14 protein-coding genes are annotated in these 17,992 nt (G+C 51.2%); 4 read left to right on the forward strand and 10 right to left on the reverse strand.

All coding sequences use genetic code 11. From position 1 onward, the window contains the following. The first annotated feature begins 893 nt into the window (after window positions 1–893). From METBU_RS0103240 to METBU_RS28370, 3 genes are all read left to right on the forward strand, one after another. Complete coding sequence (locus METBU_RS0103240) at window positions 894–1,181, forward strand: hypothetical protein (protein ID WP_144053571.1); 288 nt, start codon at window positions 894–896, stop codon at window positions 1,179–1,181. 92 nt (window positions 1,182–1,273) lie between these two features. After that, window positions 1,274–1,912 (forward strand): hypothetical protein, encoded by a 639-nt coding sequence (locus METBU_RS28365; protein ID WP_201764843.1) that lies wholly within the window; start codon window positions 1,274–1,276, stop codon window positions 1,910–1,912. A 22-nt stretch (window positions 1,913–1,934) separates the two neighbouring features. Further along, window positions 1,935–2,507, forward strand: coding sequence for a hypothetical protein (locus METBU_RS28370; RefSeq protein ID WP_208976557.1), 573 nt, complete (start codon window positions 1,935–1,937; stop codon window positions 2,505–2,507). A gap of 376 nt (window positions 2,508–2,883) precedes the next feature. On the opposite strand, the gene leuB is transcribed toward METBU_RS28370, so the two are convergent. The 3 genes from leuB to METBU_RS27915 all read right to left on the reverse strand — a co-directional run bounded on the left by leuB (window position 2,884) and on the right by METBU_RS27915 (window position 6,674). Further along, the gene (gene leuB / locus METBU_RS0103250; protein WP_017839257.1) at window positions 2,884–3,990 is read right to left on the reverse strand and encodes a 3-isopropylmalate dehydrogenase; all 1,107 of its coding nucleotides are present in this window, start codon (window positions 3,988–3,990) and stop codon (window positions 2,884–2,886) included. Between the two features lie 89 nt (window positions 3,991–4,079). Beyond that, the gene (locus tag METBU_RS0103255; RefSeq protein ID WP_017839258.1) at window positions 4,080–5,624 is read right to left on the reverse strand and encodes an alpha-isopropylmalate synthase regulatory domain-containing protein; all 1,545 of its coding nucleotides are present in this window, start codon (window positions 5,622–5,624) and stop codon (window positions 4,080–4,082) included. A gap of 765 nt (window positions 5,625–6,389) precedes the next feature. Continuing rightward, entirely contained in the window at window positions 6,390–6,674 is a 285-nt protein-coding gene (locus tag METBU_RS27915) for a hypothetical protein (protein WP_186005673.1), read from the reverse strand. Between the two features lie 315 nt (window positions 6,675–6,989). Between METBU_RS27915 and METBU_RS0103260 the strand changes: the two genes are divergently transcribed. Continuing rightward, window positions 6,990–10,535: a response regulator gene (locus tag METBU_RS0103260; protein ID WP_017839259.1), complete on the forward strand. Its 3,546-nt coding sequence runs from the start codon at window positions 6,990–6,992 to the stop codon at window positions 10,533–10,535. Between the two features lie 962 nt (window positions 10,536–11,497). Here METBU_RS0103260 and cysG read toward each other — a convergent pair. The 7 genes from cysG to METBU_RS0103300 all read right to left on the reverse strand — a co-directional run bounded on the left by cysG (window position 11,498) and on the right by METBU_RS0103300 (window position 17,990). Then, a complete protein-coding gene (gene cysG, locus METBU_RS0103270; protein ID WP_017839261.1) occupies window positions 11,498–12,880 on the reverse strand; it encodes a siroheme synthase CysG in 1,383 nt (460 codons plus the stop codon). A gap of 222 nt (window positions 12,881–13,102) precedes the next feature. Then, window positions 13,103–13,477, reverse strand: coding sequence for a (2Fe-2S) ferredoxin domain-containing protein (locus tag METBU_RS0103275; RefSeq protein ID WP_040575272.1), 375 nt, complete (start codon window positions 13,475–13,477; stop codon window positions 13,103–13,105). Continuing rightward, entirely contained in the window at window positions 13,470–14,828 is a 1,359-nt protein-coding gene (gene cobJ / locus METBU_RS0103280) for a precorrin-3B C(17)-methyltransferase (RefSeq protein ID WP_017839263.1), read from the reverse strand. Before cobJ ends, METBU_RS0103275 begins: the two co-directional genes overlap by 8 nt. Continuing rightward, on the reverse strand, window positions 14,825–15,217 hold the full coding sequence (locus tag METBU_RS0103285; RefSeq protein WP_017839264.1) for a cobalamin biosynthesis protein: 393 nt from the start codon (window positions 15,215–15,217) through the stop codon (window positions 14,825–14,827). The genes cobJ and METBU_RS0103285 overlap by 4 nt, the downstream gene beginning before the upstream one ends. After that, entirely contained in the window at window positions 15,214–15,951 is a 738-nt protein-coding gene (locus METBU_RS0103290; protein WP_017839265.1) for a cobalamin biosynthesis central domain-containing protein, read from the reverse strand. Before METBU_RS0103290 ends, METBU_RS0103285 begins: the two co-directional genes overlap by 4 nt. Further along, window positions 15,944–16,720 (reverse strand): precorrin-2 C(20)-methyltransferase, encoded by a 777-nt coding sequence (cobI, locus tag METBU_RS0103295; RefSeq protein WP_017839266.1) that lies wholly within the window; start codon window positions 16,718–16,720, stop codon window positions 15,944–15,946. The genes METBU_RS0103290 and cobI overlap by 8 nt, the downstream gene beginning before the upstream one ends. Further along, window positions 16,710–17,990 (reverse strand): bifunctional cobalt-precorrin-7 (C(5))-methyltransferase/cobalt-precorrin-6B (C(15))-methyltransferase, encoded by a 1,281-nt coding sequence (locus tag METBU_RS0103300; RefSeq protein ID WP_017839267.1) that lies wholly within the window; start codon window positions 17,988–17,990, stop codon window positions 16,710–16,712. The genes cobI and METBU_RS0103300 overlap by 11 nt, the downstream gene beginning before the upstream one ends. Window positions 17,991–17,992: the final 2 nt, after the last annotated feature.

Genomic DNA, 17,992 nt, shown 5'->3' on the forward strand with positions numbered 1-17,992 from the left:
GAAGCCATTGTCGCTCAGTGATAATTGTCTTGTAAGGTGAGGCAGGAGCGCGATGGCCGCGTTTTTCCTCCCTGCGTGTGAATGCATACCGATCTTGCCTTGGTAGCCAAGGTATCACTGTCATTAAGTTAAGCCGTTCGTGGTGAGCCTGTCGAACCATGGACGGCTTAACTTATCGACCCAGGATTTTTCCATTCACCCTTTGACAGGCTCAGGGCGAACGGAAAAATCCTTAACTTAATGGCAGTGAGCCAAGGTATGGGTTCCCACGGAGGGCCCGTCGCCATAAGCGCCAACTTAAGGAAGGAACGCGTCATTCCGCCAGGGATTGGCGGAATCCAGGGCCACGGATGGCAATGCGTAGCACCACTTCCATGCAACATGGATATCGACAACCCATACCGATAGGACGAATAAAGCCATAAACGCACCATAGAATAGGCACTAAGTTGGCGCTTATGGGGCCCGTCGCTGCTATTAAGTTCAAACCATCACAGAAATTAAGTAATGCTTGCATTCAGGCTCTACTGAGCCTCAAAAGCTTGCCATCCATGGCGGAATGACGGGTTTCTCTTAACTTAATGGCAGTGACGGAGGACCCTGGGAACCAGTTAGATATCGTTTTGTCATTTTAGCTAACGTGACTTCGATACCATTTATTGTTACCTAACGCATCCGGCTTCGAAATCGCGATCAGGGGATCGCTCTAGGCTGTCGAAACGCATGCATCAAATCACATACCTTATTAATATTCAATAACTTAAAATCATTCTGGATGCAATCGTTTGACCAAAACGACAGCTTAAGCCGCTTTTATTTTTCTCATAAAGCGACTAATCAATGACTTAGCTAAAAGAAGCACAACTATATGGTTTATAATCGTTCACTTTACAGTGATTTTATTTCCTCAGCTTGTGGATTTAAAATTATCGCTGTATGCGGTACAAATAGGTCTTATTTTAACCCATCCCCCAAATACTATGCTTCAAATGTCAAAACTACTAAACACGCGCGATGAATGGAAAAACAAAGCGACTGAGCGCGCAGCTGAGCTTCGTGAGCTTAGAAAAACACAAAAACGTCATTTGAAAAAAATAGCGGAACTGAAACGGAATAATTGCCAGTTAGAGCAGCTTGTCGAAGCAAAAAAAACATTACCTTCGAGCATCAGTCAACCCTAACAACCCAGGATATTGCTGTTGTACCCGCGAATACTTCAACGGTTATTGACATAACACAAGCTCAGCAAACGCGACTTTTATGCGTGCTTATCGTGCTTGATGCGGTGGTTTCTTTTCGTAGCGTTCCGCGCATTCTTGAATTATTTCATTCACAAACATCGCTTGAATTACCGTGGACGCCACATTTTACTTCGGTGATTAACTGGAGTTTGCGCGTCGGCTTAGGGTTACTGCGCCAAGTGTGCCCAACGTGCGAGCCTTGGATTGCGATCATTGATTACTCCATTGATATAGGGACTAAAAAAGCACTGGTCGTGCTCCGCGTAAAAACACAGTCGCTGCGCCAACGCGGCAGCGCTATTCAATTACAAGATTGTGAATGTATCGGTCTTAAGGTGCGTGAAACGGTTAATCATCAGACGGTTTGCCAGGACTTAGAGGACATTTTTGCTATCGCCGGCGTGCCTCAAGCGATTGTTAAAGACTGCGACTACACGCTGGCAAAAGGTGTGCGACATTGGTCGGCCAAACAAGAAAAACCGGTGCCCGTCATTGATGACATCGGTCACTGCATGGCCAGCGCGCTGAAAAGTCAATTTGAAAAAACAGCGGATTATAAAGCCTTTACTGCGGCACTGGGTCAAGGTGCGAAATGCCTGAGACAGACAGAATTTGCCTGTTTGACACCCCCTAAATTACGGACTAAAGGGCCGTTTTCAAAGCATCAGTAAACTCGGTGAATGGGGGGCTAAAATGCTGGATGTCTTTGCCGTTAAAGGCGGCGCGAAGAAAGGCAGCGTGTTAGCTAAATTACGGACGGTGTTTCCGGGCTTTTTACGGATGAAACCCTTTATTGAGCGCTTCGCGTTGACGACTAAAATAGTCTCAGAGGTGATGGAAATCATTAAAAACAAAGGGCTTAACAAAGTCACCTACCAACAATGTTACCAATTATCAAAAACATTGCCGCGAAATTCTAAAGTCAAAACACACCTACAAGCTTGGTTAAAAAAGCATGTGCAGATTCAAGCAGAGCTGACCGAACTGCCGTTGTTAAGCAGTAGCGATATTATTGAAACGCTGTTTGGAAATTATAAATATATGCTTGAACGCAGTCCGCAAGCCGACATGAATCGCTCCGTGCTATTGATTCCTGCTTTATGTGGCAGTCGAAAAGAAGCGGTGATTGACCAGGCATTAAATAAAGCATTTCAAGTAGATCTAGCACACTGGGAGGAGAAGAATATCCCTTATACGGTAAGAAAAAAGCGCAAAGAATTTTTTAAACATAAAAGCCAAAAATCGGGGAAAATAATAACGGACTAGATCAGTCTTTCGACAGGCTAGAGCGATCCTCTGATCGCGATCTCGAGGCCGAAAGTCTTAAGTCACAATAAATGGTATCGAGGTCTCATTGGTTAAGGTTGCAAAAGGGTAATTTTTGACTTATGCATAACGATGAGAGCGGGGGCTTGGGAAATAGCGAAGTGGTTTAACTTCAACTATTAACCTGAAAAGAGCAGTTGAGAGCCTCAAACTCCCGTTCGCCCTGAGCCCCTTCGGCTACGCTCAGGAGAGCCCTGTCGAAGGGCGAACGGGAGTTTGAGGCTTCACCAGGCCGGTGAAAGTGTTGTAGCCCCTTCATGCTTCGACTTTACTCAGCACGAACGTCTACAACACATGCCAACTGCTCTTTCTAGAATTAAACTTTGGGCATATTCCGTAATTTTTCCACGACTTTGTCACCGAATTGCTCGGTACTGATCATCTTTACGCCGCTGCCGGGTTTCGACAAATCGGCGGTGGAGTAACCGTCGCCGAAAACACCTTGCATCGCATCCCATACATTTTTAGCTTCAGCAGCCATATCGAAGCTGTTTTCCAGCATCATCGCGACCGAACCGATCATGGAATAAGGATTCGCGATGTTTTTACCGGCGATATCCGGTGCTGAACCGTGCGACGGTTCGTAATAGGCTTTATCGGGACCGATGCAGGCCGAAGGCATCAAGCCGAGAGATCCCAATATGCCGCCGCCTTGGTCGCTGAGAATATCGCCGAACATGTTTTCCATGACCATGACATCGAACTGGGTCGGGTTCAGGCATAAGGCTGTTGCCGCCGCGTCGACCAGGAAGTTGACGACCTTGACGTCCGGATATTCCTTGGCCACTTCTTCCATGACTTCGTTCCATAACACGCTGGATTTCAGTACGTTGCTTTTGTGAATATTGTGCAGTAACTTGCGGCGTTTACTGGCCAATTTGAATGCTTCGTGCATGATACGACGAATTTGTTCCTCATCGTATTCCAGCGTTTCACGGACATAACGCAGTCCTTTGTCGTTGACACCCATTTCTTTTTCGCCGAAATACAGGCCGCCGACCAATTCGCGCACGATGATCAGATCGATCCCTTCGCCGATAATTTCAGGCTTGAGCGGTGAAAAATGCGCCAGAGATTTCGGTAGAGAAACCGGGCGGAAATTTGCGTAGGTATTGTAGCGACGGCGCATCGGCAGTAACGCGCCGCGCTCGGGTTGTTGGTCGATGGGGATTTTTTTTGCTTCTTCATGGCTCAAGCCGATCGGGCCTTTCAGAATCGCATCGGCTTGGTCGCATATATCGATGGTCGCTTGCGGGAAGGCGTCGCCGGTTTCGAAGTAGGCGCAAGCTCCGAACGAGGCGGGCATCAATTCGAAGGTAACGTCGTTACGCTCTTCGATGACTTTGAGAACCTTGAGGGCTTCGTGGGTAATTTCGGGGCCGATGCCGTCGCCGGCCAATACTGCGATTTTATAATGTTTCATTTTTTATGTTTTTAAGTGAATGGAAAAATTTAAAACTCAATACATCGTGAATTAGACTGTTGCCGAGTTTGTGTTCGCGGAGTCTGCCGCTATTCAGCGGAGGATTTCATTTCATGTAATTGAATGTTGATCAGTTTAATCGTGGCCATGATTCCAGAAAATACTTGATTGACGTGGACGCCTCGAGTTTTGCGTAATTCGTTCCCGCAATTCCACGTTATTACGCATTCGGTCAATGCATTGGCGTGGCCGCCCTTAGGTATGCGGACTTCATAATCGGCTAGTTCGGGTAATCGGTAGTCGTATTTTTTGAGCACCTTGCTGATTGCGTCGATGAAGGCATCGAAGCCGCCGCTGCCGGCGCCGGTAGCTTGGTGGTTTTCGCCTTGGATTTCGACGCGAAGGCTGACCGTGGATTGGAGGTCCAAGCCGCTATTGAGCGAGCAATTCAGCAATCTAATATGTTGATAGCTCTTGCTTTCGAGAACATCGGCGATGATGAACGGTAGATCGTCGGTCGTGATGGTTTGTTTGGAGTCGCCGAGGCTAACGATACGTGCGAGAACTTTCTTCTGGTCTTCTTCGGAAAGTTCGACTTCGAGTCGTTCGAGATTCTTTTTCAGCGAGGCCTTGCCGCTCATTTTGCCTAAGGCATAACTATGAGTTCGGGAAAAGCGTTCCGGTCCTAAGCGGGTTTTGTATAGGCCGCCTTTTTGGTCGCCGTCGGCATGGATGCCCGCGGTCTGTGTAAAGACATCGGCGCCGACGATCGGCGCATTTGCGGCAACGCGCTTGCCGGAAAAATTTTCCACCATGTTGCTGATGCGTACCAAATGACTTTCGTCGATGGACAATTGCATGTTCATTTTATCGCGGAGGACCACGGCGACTTCGGCTAGCGAAGCGTTTCCGGCACGCTCTCCCAAGCAATTGATGGTGCAATGTACGGCGCTGATGCCGGCCCTAACCGCAGCCATAACATTGGCAGTCGCCAAACCGTAATCGTTGTGCGGATGAAAATCGAACAATAAATCCGGGTAGCGCCCGCACATATCGTGGAAGCTGTTGAAAACTTCGTTCGGAGCCATGACGCCTAATGTGTCTGGCAGCATGAAGTGGCTGACCGGGCTATGCCGCAAGCGGTCCACGAGCCCATAGACATAATCGGGACTATCTTTGTAGCCGTTCGACCAGTCCTCCAGGTAGATGTTGATTATCAGGCCTTGTTCGTGAGCATAGGCGATGGTTTGCAGAACTTCGGTGCTGTGTTGTTCGAGCGTCTTGCCGAGTTGTTCGCGGCAGTGTTTTTCGCTGCCTTTGGCCAGCAGGTTGATGACCGATCCGCCCGTAGATCGAATCCAATCGACACTGCGCGTATGATCGACGAAGCCTAATACTTCGACGCGGTCGGCGAAACCTTCTTGCCGGGCCCACTGATTGATTTGGCTGACGGCTTCTTTTTCACCTTCCGACACTCGAGCCGAAGCGACTTCGATTCGATCGACGCGCAAAAACTGCAACAAGGCCTTGGCAATACTGACTTTTTCGGTCGGCGTGAAGGCGACGCCTTGCGTTTGCTCGCCGTCACGCAGGGTAGTGTCCATCAACTGAATGTGTCTTGACTCTATTGACATGATTTTCGCCTGTGGTTTCGATGCGAGTTAATGTGTGGAATGATGAAGGCCAAAGCCGATGCTCTCGTTTATGCTTTTCGAAAAGCATAAGCTACACGAAACCGCCTATTTTCCCCTAAAAGCACTTCATTTTGCAATTTTGAATCGACGCATGAAATGGAGTGCAACGGAATAATCGTATTTCTTCTGGCTCCCTTTATTGTTTTTCAGATTGCAATATCCCGGCGCCTCCTAAGGCACTGCTGAAATTTGAAGTGCGAAAGGTATAAATTCGTCAGTATAACCATGAAGCACATGAAGTATTTCAATAGAATACCTAAATATTCCCTCTAATCTATTGGATAGTAATTATTCACACCCCCTATCATTCCCACGCTCCGGCGCTCATCGTTATACATAAGTCAAAAACTACCCTTTTGCAATCTTAACCAATGAGACCTCGATACCATTTATTGTCACTTAACAAGTGGATCACCTAACGCCAGACGAACCGCGTAGGATACGCTGTGCGTACCATGGCAACCCCGCAATGTTCATGTGCCAACCGAACCTCCAGGGCACGGCTTTGGTACGCGCAGCGTACCCTACAATTTATGTATAATGATGAGCGCTCCGGCGTGGGAATGAAAACCGAGACGCTTTAGCATCTTGTACCGCTGGAGCGGTACTCAGGCGTTCCCCCGCAGAGCGTGGGAACGATAATTTACGGGGGGACTGAATAGTTACATTGGATAAATTAAAGTTCTATACAAATGAATCAACTTCTTATTCTCCATGATCTTCATGGTGAAATGTTTTTTTACTGTGAAAGTTCGTAGATTTGGACACTTTATCTAATTTTTCGATATACAAAGCTCTGTGCTGGCAATACCGGTTCCAGAGAGGGTGCGGTTGCTCGATCGACAGGCGTCGGCGGCAGGGAGCCGCCGTCGAGCCTACATGGACGTATTCACGGCGTCCTGTCGGGCGAGTGACCGCACCCTCCGCCACCAGAGAACTTTCATTTGCCGGGGCGATGGCTAGGCCTTCATGAACGTTAGGTTTAAGCATTGCTTGCTCAGATTAGGCGCTAGGTATTAGTAGCCTCAATACTATTAAATTGGGTTAATAAGCTTGAATGCGATATGTCGGGTTGCATAATTTAGCCGCTAGAACATAAAATCTAGTCTACACTCTATGTGGTAAGTTATTTATTGATCAGGTAAATAATCGATATTACAAAGGGTTGGCGTTAAATAAAAACAATAAAAACTCAATTTGAAAGCTAGCTTTTAACCCAGGCTGAATGGCTCTGTTAGGCTTGCACTAAACCGGCAACCGCCTTGATAAAGTCATTTATTTGTAATTTAGAGGATAACAGCCGTTTTGAATACACTACTCAATCGTTCAAGCAAGCACGATCCTTATCAAACGACTTTAGGTCGAGGCCGATTTTTTAAGGATTTTATGCTGCTATTTCTGCCCGTTAGCTTTTTAGTCATGGCAGGTACTTTGTTGTTGGGCGAATCGCGCATTCATGCCGAATTATCTATGCTGATGGCCGACGAAACAATTTTTGTCGAGTTGGGGCAAGGTCGCTTGGATCAAGAGTTGGCTGTTCCAATAGGTCATTTGATGAGCTTAATCGATGAAAATCCGGTTCGCAGGGTTTATCAGGCCCCGAATGGCTCGGACACGAGCTCTATGCAAGAAGCATTTTTTTCGTTAATGACGCGTAACCCAATTTATGACAAAGTACGCTGGATCGACGAACAAGGAATAGAGCAAGTGCGAGTCAATAACAGAAGAGGGCGCCCGATCGTCGTTCCTCACGACGAATTACAGGCTAAAGAGGACCGTTATTTTTTTAGCGATACCATGCTGCTTAATCAAGGGGAGATTTATATTTCCCCGCTCGATTTGAATATGGACGACGGCCGTATCGAGATTCCTTACAAGCCGACGATAAGGGTCTCAAGCCCAGTATTTGATGTGGCAGGTAAACCTCGAGGCATTCTCATCATTAATATCATGGCAAAATCCATGCTGGATGCTTTCGTCCAAAGCGCCGGCCCCGCCATTGACAGGTTGATGTTGGTCAATGACGAGGGCTATTGGCTAAAAAGCCCCAATGCACAGGATGAATGGGCTTTCATGTTTCAACAGGAAGCGACTCTGGCTACACGAAATCCTCGAGTATGGGAAGCGATAACCCGGCAAAAAAAAGGCCAGATCAGACTTGATGACGGTCTTTGGACATGGAGTTCCGTTTTGCTAACGCCCATACAAGATGCTCGCTTATCGCACAACATACACTGGAAAGTGATTAGTCATTTACCAATGGAAAAATTATCGACGGTGGAAAATAACGTTTGGTCGGCTAAGGTCGCGAGTGCTTCGGTGATCTTGCTATTGTTTGCGATAGGCATAGGGCGTCTAATTCAGGCAAAATCGGCGCGCGCTCTGGCCGAGAAGGAAGCGGCTCTGGCGCGGGGCGAAGCGGAGTCGGCGACTCGTTTACAAGAGGCTCAAGCGTGTTTTCGAATGTTATTCGAAGCAAATGCCAGCGGCTTGTTGGTCGTCGATGCCGAAGGGAAAATAGTCATGGCTAACCCGGCCTTCGAGAATCTATTCGGCTATCAAGTATCGGAAGTGATCAATAGACCTGTGGAAATATTGCTTCCCGAAAAGTTTCGTTCACGCCATGCCAGGCAGCGTAAAGATTATTTACAAAACCCAACGACTCGGGCGATGGGTGAGGGAAGAGACTTATATGGAACTCGCAAGGACGGTTCTATATTTCCGATAGAAATCGGCTTGAGTCCCTATCGGAGCGATAATCAACTTTTTGTCGTGGCAACCATTGTCGATATCTCCGAACGCAAGCGGATCCAAGATGCCTTGCTTCGAATGAATGAAACCTTGGAGCGAAACGTGGTCGAGCGTACCGCTGAATTACAGGCGGCAAAACAGGAGGCCGAACGGCTTGCCAGTGTTAAAGGCAACTTTTTGGCCAATATGAGTCATGAGATACGGACCCCAATGAACGCGATACTTGGATTGGCCTATTTATTGGAAAAAGCCGAACTTGGTACCGATGAACTTAATTTGGTGAAGAAAATTCGCATAGCCGGCCGGTCGTTGCTTGGAATCATCAACGATATTCTGGATTTTTCCAAAATAGAATCGGGGCGCCTTGAAATCGAGCACGCGCCATTTCGGCTGAGCGATGTGCTGGACAACTTAGCCACGCTCATGTCGTCCATCGAATACAGCAATAAAGTCGAATTGATTATGGGGCCGGCTCCCGAGGGTATCGAGTTTCTTCGGGGCGATGCGCTTCGGCTCGAACAAATATTGGTTAATTTGACCAGTAATGCGCTTAAATTCACACAGCAGGGGAGCGTTACGATCTCCGTCATCAAATTACCGCCCAAGGATGGCCGGGATTATCTACGTTTCAGCGTCCGCGATACCGGCATGGGTATCCCTATTGAAAAACAAGCGGAAATTTTTAATGCTTTTTCTCAGGAAGACACTTCGACGACACGCCGTTTCGGCGGAACAGGGCTGGGTTTATCGATATGTCGGTATTTGGTGCAAATGATGGGCGGAGAACTCGGCGTCAACAGCGAGCTTGGTATCGGCAGCGAGTTTTGGTTGATGCTGCCGATAGAGCGGGTTGAGCCTCAAGAGTATGTGCATCCGTCCATCGCGTTTCAAAACGTATTGATCGCCGACGATCATCCCGTGGCCAGGGAAATGTTGGCGGCAACGGTGCGTAGCTTGGGCTGGACTCCCGAGGTCGTCGAGTCGGGCGAAGAGGCTGTAGAACGGATTATCGAACGAGCACGGAATAATAAACTCCCCGATATTGTATTATTGGATTGGTGTATGCCCGGTGTTAATGGTCTCGAAGCCGGCAAACGCATAAGACAGGAGCTTGGCGATATTGCCGATGCTCCGATCATCGTTATTGCCACGGCTCATGACCGCGATGCATTGCTGCGCGAACCGGATGTGGCAATAGCCGATGCCGTCTTGCACAAACCGATTACCGCTTCTTCGCTCTATAATGCCGTATCCGATGCCAAACAGCGTCGTCAAGGCGAAAGGTCAATACAGCATAACAATACAACGCCATCCGAGAAACGTCTCAACGGCTTAAATCTGCTACTGGTCGATGATAGTGAGATAAACCGCGATATGGCAAGGCGTATTTTGGAAGCCGAAGGGGCTACCGTTTATTTGGCGGACGACGGTCATGCGGCCTTGCAATGGTTAAGACTGAATCCGGATTTGGCCGATGTAGTTTTAATGGATATACAAATGCCGCTCATGGATGGTTATGAAGCGACTCGGCAAATTCGTGAAGTCCTTGGCCTGACTCTGTTGCCTATTGTGGCGCTGACCGCCGGTGCATTCAAGAATCAACAGGCTGCAGCGCTCAATGCCGGGATGAATGGATTCATTGCCAAACCGTTCGATGTCGAGGAATTAATCGCTTATTTGCAACAATATGTTACCGGTCCACAAGTAACGGCTGATTCTAAGAATGAGCCGATCGCTTCAGCTAAGAAAGACGATTCACAGTTTCCCATGATAGATATAGACAGAGGCCTTAATAATTGGGGGGATGCTGCAACTTACTATAAATACTTACAAAAGTTTGCCGAATCGCACGGATATGACGGAGACGAAATCGCCAAAATGATGGCTCAAGGCGAGCGGGAAAGTGCTCTTGCCTTGGCGCATAAATTGAAAGGAACGGCAGGAAACTTGGCGCTGATACAAGTGTGGAAGTTGGCTGAAAAGATCGAGTCTAGTCTTTTAAAAGACGGAGCTACGATAGATGAGTCGATTCAACAGTTGCAGCTTATATTGAACGATACGTTGCGCGAAATCGGCCGTCTGAATGGTAAAGATAAGTAAAATGATGCGATGTTGCCGAACCCGTATTGCTCGAGCTTGAAAAAACTTCCTGATTAGCAAGATGCTTCAGCTTGCCGAGGCCAAGTATCCGAGCAAGGACCAGTCGTAGTCGCAAAAACTAAAATATGCTGTTACCCAAGCTCCAGCTTGGGTAACCTGTTCAGGAAGCTCTAGCTTCCCGAAAATCAAGAAAGATTGAACGAGCGAGCGAGTCGGGTTTGATTCAGAATGTGCGGAGGTTGTGTCGGTCTCAGGAAGCTGGAGCTTCCGGGGTGTCTTTCCCAAGCTGGAGCTTGGGAAATAGCGTGATGTGGGTTGGCCGTTTTTAGCTTGACGCGCATGGCTTGCAAACCCCGTCCTGCTAGGGGATATGCTGATCTTTGGGCTTTAGCTGAAGAAACTTGCTAATCAGGAAAAACTTTGCCTCGGCAGATGCTGAGACCTATTCAGGAATTAGTGGATAGCTTCGATCTTCGTGCCGCCGAGGAACAAACCGGGCAACTAATTTATCGCTTGAGCAATGATATGGAGTGAAGACCATGATGGTAAATGGTCCGATTTTATGTGCCGACGACGAATCTTATAACTTAGGTCTATTGAGAATGGCGTTGAAAGAACATCACTCACTGGTATTCGCTCGTAGCGGCAGGGAAACCCTGCTTGCCGTCGCGAAACATCGCCCCGCTTTTTGTCCACGAAACACACGAAAATATTTAATTACTGGGAAAGTTCGTTGCCCGTATGCAGCGTAAGCGGAATACGGGGATTGCGTGACCTCGAACGTCCCGGATTGCACTTGCGCTCCATCCGGGCTACGCGGTTAAGCTTTCATTTGCTGGGGCGATTGCCAGGCTTTCCTGAACGTTAGTTATACTCTCCAAGTTGCTCACCCAATAGAAGGTTCAAAAGATTTATGTAACAACCGTGTGTATTTTGTGATTTTCGTGGACAAATCTTCGAATCTAGGTTGAAAACCAGTTCAATTGCCGATGCAGATTGACGACCGTACCGACGATGGTCAATGCCGGCGCATCGCTTTCGGCAAATTCCGAATAGGCAGGCCTATCGCTTAGCGTGCCGATGAACACGCGTTGCTTGTGTGTCGCGCCCGATTGAATCACGGCGATAGGCAGGTCGGCAGGGCAGCCATGATCGATCAGAGACCGGCAAATGCTTTCAAGGCCCGATATCCCCATATAAATGATTACCGTTTGCTTGGGTTTGGCCAATTGCCGCCAATCGAGATCGATGCGGCCGTTTTGGATATGACCGGAGACAAAAGTGCAGGACTGTGCATGATCTCGGTGGGTCAACGGAATGCCCGAATAGCTTGCGCAACCCGACGCTGCGGTAATGCCGGGAACGATTTGAAAGTGAATGCCCGATTGCATCAAGGTTTCGATTTCTTCGCCGCCCCGGCCGAATATGAAAGGATCGCCGCCCTTTAGACGCGCCACTTTTTTGCCCGATGAAGCCAGTTCCGCCAGCTGCCGATGGATGGCCGCCGGCGTCAGACTGTGATTACCGTCTTGTTGGCCGACAAAAATGGTTTCGGCATCGCTGTGCGCGAGTTTAAGAATTTCGCCGGAAACCGAGCGGTCGTAAACGATGACATCGGCTTGCCCTAGTAAGCGTAGGGCTTTGAACGTCAGTAAATCAGGATCGCCCGGGCCGGTGCCGATCAAGTAAACCTCGCCTTGTCTGTCTGCGGCGCCGGCATGGTCCAGCTGCGTAAGCAATTGACTCTCTGCTTCTCGTTGCCGGCCGGTAAAAATTAATTCGGCGACGCGGCCTTGTACGATAGTCTCCCAGAAATTTCGTCGCTGACGGGCTTGGGGGATTTGTTGTAAGACTCGGGCTTTAAGCTGTTCGATGAATCCTGCCAATAGCCCGAAGGAGGCCGGAATCGCCGTTTCGATCTTCGCGCGAAGCAGTCGCGACAAGACCGGCGATGCGCCGCTCGAAGAGACAGCAATCAGCAGCGGCGAACGATCGATGATCGCCGGAAAGATAAAACTGCATAGGTCCAGGTTATCGACGACATTGACTGGAATTCGGCGTTGATTGGCTAGCGTTGCGGCTTTAGCATTAGTGAGGCGATCGTCTGTCGCCGATACCACCAAGCGCATGCCGTCGATGTCGTCGCTCGTGAAGGCTTTTCGGCGAATAATGATGGCATGTTCGTCTTGAAGGGCGGCGACCGCTTCGCCGACTTCCAACGCGACCACGACGACCTTGGCGCCCGCGCGAAGCAACAGTTCGATCTTACGGGCCGCGATATCGCCGGCGCCAACCACCAAGCAAGGTTGGTCTTTTATGTTCAAGAACAGCGGAAAGAAGTCCATGACTATCGATTGTTAATGTGCGTTTGTATAAATCTGCATAGGTTTAGCCAATTCGATCTCGATAGCATTGATTGTATTCTGACGTTTGCGGCTTTCCCTCACCTAACGCTAGTGAACGCTAGGTGAGGGACGATCAGGGAATCGCTCCCACAAAAGATGCCTAAGATGCGGTCTTGACAGGTGATTGAAATACCGCATCATTCACTGCTCACTGCTCACTGCTCACTGCTCACTGCTCACTGCATCAGCAGAACAAGCGCGATGATAAATCAATTCCTCGACCGGTTTGCCGCCGAGCAAATGCTCGTCGATGATGCGTTGCAGATTGGTTTCGTTGACGTTGTAGTACCAAATGCCGTCGGGTTGCACGCACATGATCGGTCCGGATTTGCAGGTGGCGAAACAGTGCGTGCGGGTACGCTTGACTCTGAGCGCGCCTTTATCGATGCCGGCGGCTTTGAATTTTTCGCCCAAAGTTTCGAATAATGCCTGCGCTTCGCCGTCTTCGGTGCAGCGCGGACCGGTGCAAACTAGCAGATGGCGCTTGTAGTCGCCCATTTTGGGTTTTTCGGGCATGGAGGGTGTGTGATTAGTCATGATGAATATCCGATGTTAAGGTTTGGCATAATTCCTCGCGGTCGTCCCGGTAGCGCTGCAAGGCTCGGGCGTCGAATCCGGCATCGCCGGCGACCAGCCATAGATTGAACAACAAATCGCCCTGAGCATCGGTCACTTGAATGCCGTGAGCCTTCTCGCCGCGGCTGACGAACCAGGTTTGCCGGGCCTGACTCCAATCGATGTGTAAATGAAAGGCGTCGTTGACAATGTTCAGCCAATCGTTTTTTTTCTGTAAATCGGCGCCGTCGATCAACAATTCGGCCACCGCACCGCCTTCGCTGCGAACCACGGCGCGTAATTTGCCCCAGTGCGGCAACGAATCCAACAAGCCGTCTTGCAGGTCCTGCCTCACTTGCCGCGCGGTGAAACTACCGGCTGACTCGTCAGGCGTCGACTGGCCGACGGCATCGAGTATTTCAGCCAGCGGTTGACCGAAATACGCCGCCGTTTTTTGCAGCGTCGTTTCGGGGGTGTCGCGTAAATAACGGCGGACTGCGCCTTTCCAGCCGTCCAGGCCCATGCTCAGCGAACGGCCCGCTTGTTCGCCGTCCCGTGTTTCACCGGTCAGAGCATCGTATTTGTTGGCGTAGCCGCGCGGCGTTACCATCAAGCCTTCGCGGACAAAGGTGCTGCTGTTGCCGACCAATACAGTGGTCAACATGCCGATATCGCAATCGGCCATGTCGGCCAGCTTGACGAGTTGAATGTTCTGCAAGGCGCGGTAGCCCGATTTGACGATGGCCACCGGCGTTTCCGGGCTGCGGTGGCGTAACAGAATGCGTTGCGCTTCGACGATATGCTGGGTACGACGGCCGCTTTTCGGATTATACAAAGCCACTACGAAGTCGCCTTGCGCGGCGCTTTCCAAACGCCGGGCAATGACCGGCCACGGCGTCAATAAATCGGACAACGAAATCGAACAAAAATCATGAGTCAACGGCGCGCCGACCAAGGAGGCGCAACTAGACAGCGCGGTGCTGCCGGGAACCACTTCCACTTCAATCGGATCGTCGGGCGTCCAGCCGCTGTCGAGCAATAATTCGTAAGTCGGGCCGGCCATGCCGTAGACGCCGATGTCGCCGGAGGAAATCAGCGCGACAGTCTTGCCTTGTTTGGCATGCTCGTAGGCTTCGATGCTGCGATCGAGTTCTTCGGTCATGCCTTTTTTGATCACTTCCTTGCCGTCGAGCAAGTCCTTGACCAGTTTGATATAGGTGCTGTAGCCGATCACGACATCGGCTTCGGCTATCGCTTCTCGGGCTCGAAAGGTCATGTGTTCGTGCGCGCCGGGACCGATGCCGACCAGTAAAATTTTTCCTGTTGGTGTCATGGTATTCTCGCTATCGACACGGTGGCGTTTTTGCCGTCCGCGCCTAGGTGTTTGTGTTTTTCGACCAGCAAATCTTGCATATCGCCGTTCGCGGCCAGTATGGCGGCGGCTTCGGCCACGGCCGGAGTGCCCATGTATTTCAATACCACAGCCGACGGATTCGGCACCGGAATACTCGCCAGCGCTTCGGCAGGATAATAATACAGCGGCCAATCCCGGCTTGCCGCCAGTTGCATTAACGCAGTCTCATCTTGTTTTTTGTCGATGCTGGCGAGCCCTGCAATCGCCGATTCGTCCAGGCCGCAGCTTTGCAAGGCCTGCGCCAAGGCCTCTTGCAAGGTGGCTAGACTCGCATGACGGTCGCAGCCGATGCCGATCATGACTTTCATGACGGGTCCTGCGGCGGTCGGTAGACCACGAGCCTTTCTTCGAGCCGCTGCCAGACGGACGGATCGATTTCCCGGTGCGTGACCCATAAAATCGACCGGTAGCGTTCGAGATCGACATCCTCGAAACGCTCGAAACGGTGTATGTTGTCCGGTAACGGCGTCGGCCGGGTCCACCAATTTTTACTGCCGGCTTCCTGTACGAAAGCGATCGGCAATTGATTGACCACATCCGCCGAAACGCGGGTGATGTTGATCTTTGGCGCTTCCACTCGCCAGCCTAATTCGCGGCCGAGAATGTCCACCGGAATGGTCTTGCCGACATCGGATGCGGTGGTTAGAACCGGTGTCGCGTTGAGCAGCGCGGACACTTTTTCGGCATAGGCATTGGCACCGCCGACATGGCCCGACAGCACCGGAATCACGAATTGCGCGGCATCGTCGATGACTAGTATGCCGGGGTCTTCGTCCTTGGACTTGAGATGCGGCGCGATTAAGCGCACGACCGCACCGAGCGACACCAAAAAAATGAGCTGATCGTAAGACTCGAACAAGTCTGCGATCTGCGCGCTCAATGCACCCTGATAAACCTTGCGGATATTGGCGAACTCGCTCAGATGTTCGGCCTGTTTGGCCGACACCACGACTTCGGCTTCCGGGATTTGCGGGGCCAAGCGGCTGGCGATGGCCGCGCCGTGTTTGGTAATCGCGATAATCGCAACGCGCACATCATGCATCGGTATTTTCCTTTTTCTTGCGGCAGCCGCGTTGCATCTCGCCACGCCGGCGGCCCGGGTTTTTGATAATCATCAGGGACAGATAATTGACCTTTTGCCCCCGTAAACTTGCCAGATCATGCACGACGCGCTCTTCCGGCGCGCCGGCTTTTTCGATGAAATAGCCGTAGTCGAGTAAATCGCGGCGTTGCAAGAGCTCGATGATGTCGTCCAGTAAGGGTTTGACTTTCAGCAGCACCAGTGTATCGAAATCGTTCAGCATGCGTTCGATCTGTTCGATGCCGTAGCCGGCCGGGACGATCGCGACAGTGTCGTCGACATCGGCCAACGGTTCGCCGCAACGCGCCGCGGCGGCGTGAAACGAGGCCACGCCGGGAATGACTTCGACCGGTACTCGGGGTTCCAGCGCGCGAACGCTACGTTGCAAATGACCGAAGGTGGAATAGGTCGAGGCATCGCCTTCGACTAGAAATAGCACATCTTGGCCTTGTTGCAACCGTGTCAATACGGTTTGCGCCGCTTCTTGCCAATAACGCTCCAGGACTTCGCTGTCGTGGGTCATCGGAAAATGCAACGGGCTATGTTCACCGGGCATCGCGAGTCCGGCGCGCAAGGCGATGTCCAGCGCATAGCTGTCGCTGTTTTTTTTGCGCACCGGGTAAGCCCAATGGCCGGGGCCGGAGAGTAAGTCCCAGGCGCGTCGAGTAATCAGGCCGGGGTCGCCGGGCCCGAGCGAGATGCCGTAGAGGGTGCCGAGTTTATTGTTCATGATGAGGTATTGCTGAAATGATCCATACCGGGTTTTCCGCTTGTAATCGGTGCATATCGAGTATCGGACTGCTGCGCGATGCCTGAATTTGGCAGGCGTCCCAGTCCGCGCCCAAGCGCTTTAAAGTATCGATGGCCGTCGACAGGTTTTCCAGGGTCGCGAAGTTCATCACCAACCAGCCGCCGGGCCGCAAGCGCTGCAAACACAAGTCGATCAATTCGGCCAGTTCGCCGCCGGAACCGCCGATGAAGACCGCATCGGGGTCGGGCCAGGCGTCCAAAAATTGCGGCGCCTTGCCGTGGACGACGCTGTAATTTCCGATGCGCCAATTGATCCGGTTCTGCTCGATGTTGTCGATGTCGCCGGCATTTTTCTCGATCGCATAGACATGACCGTCCGGGCATAAGCGCGCCGCTTCAAGCCCGACCGAGCCCGATCCGGCGCCGATGTCCCAGACGATGCTGCGGCGCGTCAACTGCATGCGCGCCAGCGAGACGGCGCGTATTTCGCGTTTGGTGATCAGGCCTTTTTCCGGTTTGCGCTGACGAAAACTCGCATCGCTCAAACCGAACAGCACCGGCGCCGGCGCCGGCGCTTTGCGTTTCAGAATTGCTACATTGGGGTCGGCGTAGACGGCTTCGGCCGCTTCGGCGATGCCGATAAAGCCGGTGACGCGCTGTTCGTTTTGCCTCAGGCGCTGGGCAACCGCGATATCGAACTGGTCCGCCAAACCTTCGCTTTGCAACATGCGAGCGATGCGTGCCGGGGTATTGTCCGGACTGGTTAATACCGCCAGCAAGTCTTTGCTTCGACAATGCCGCATCAGTTCATACAGGCCATGTTGCGGTGTGGCTCCCGGCGTCCACTCGCCGGCATCCTTGCTATGCACCGAGACGATGGTAGCCGATTGCCAGGGCAATCGCAGTTCGGCAAAGGCCAGTTGTATGCTGCTGAGATTCGGCAGTATTCGGACCCGGGCCGGGTCCAGTTTGCCGGTCAAATAACCCGCGATGCCGTGGCACAAAGGATCGCCGCTGGCCAAGACCGCCACCGGCTCCTCGTCGGCCAAGGCCGCGTCGATCCAGTCCGGCACTTGCGTGAGCCGGGCGGTCAAATCGTAATGCCGGGCTCCGGCGATGTCTTCCGCCAGTACCGCTAGCAAGCGGTTGCCGGCGATGACGTGCTTGGCTTCGCGCAACGATTGCAAGGCCTCGCAGCTCAAGCTGGCGGCGCCGTCGTCGAGCACGCCGATGATAGTGCACAATGACATAG

Source organism: Methylotuvimicrobium buryatense 5G, assembly GCF_000341735.1.
Classification (GTDB): Bacteria; Pseudomonadota; Gammaproteobacteria; order Methylococcales; family Methylomonadaceae; genus Methylotuvimicrobium; species Methylotuvimicrobium buryatense.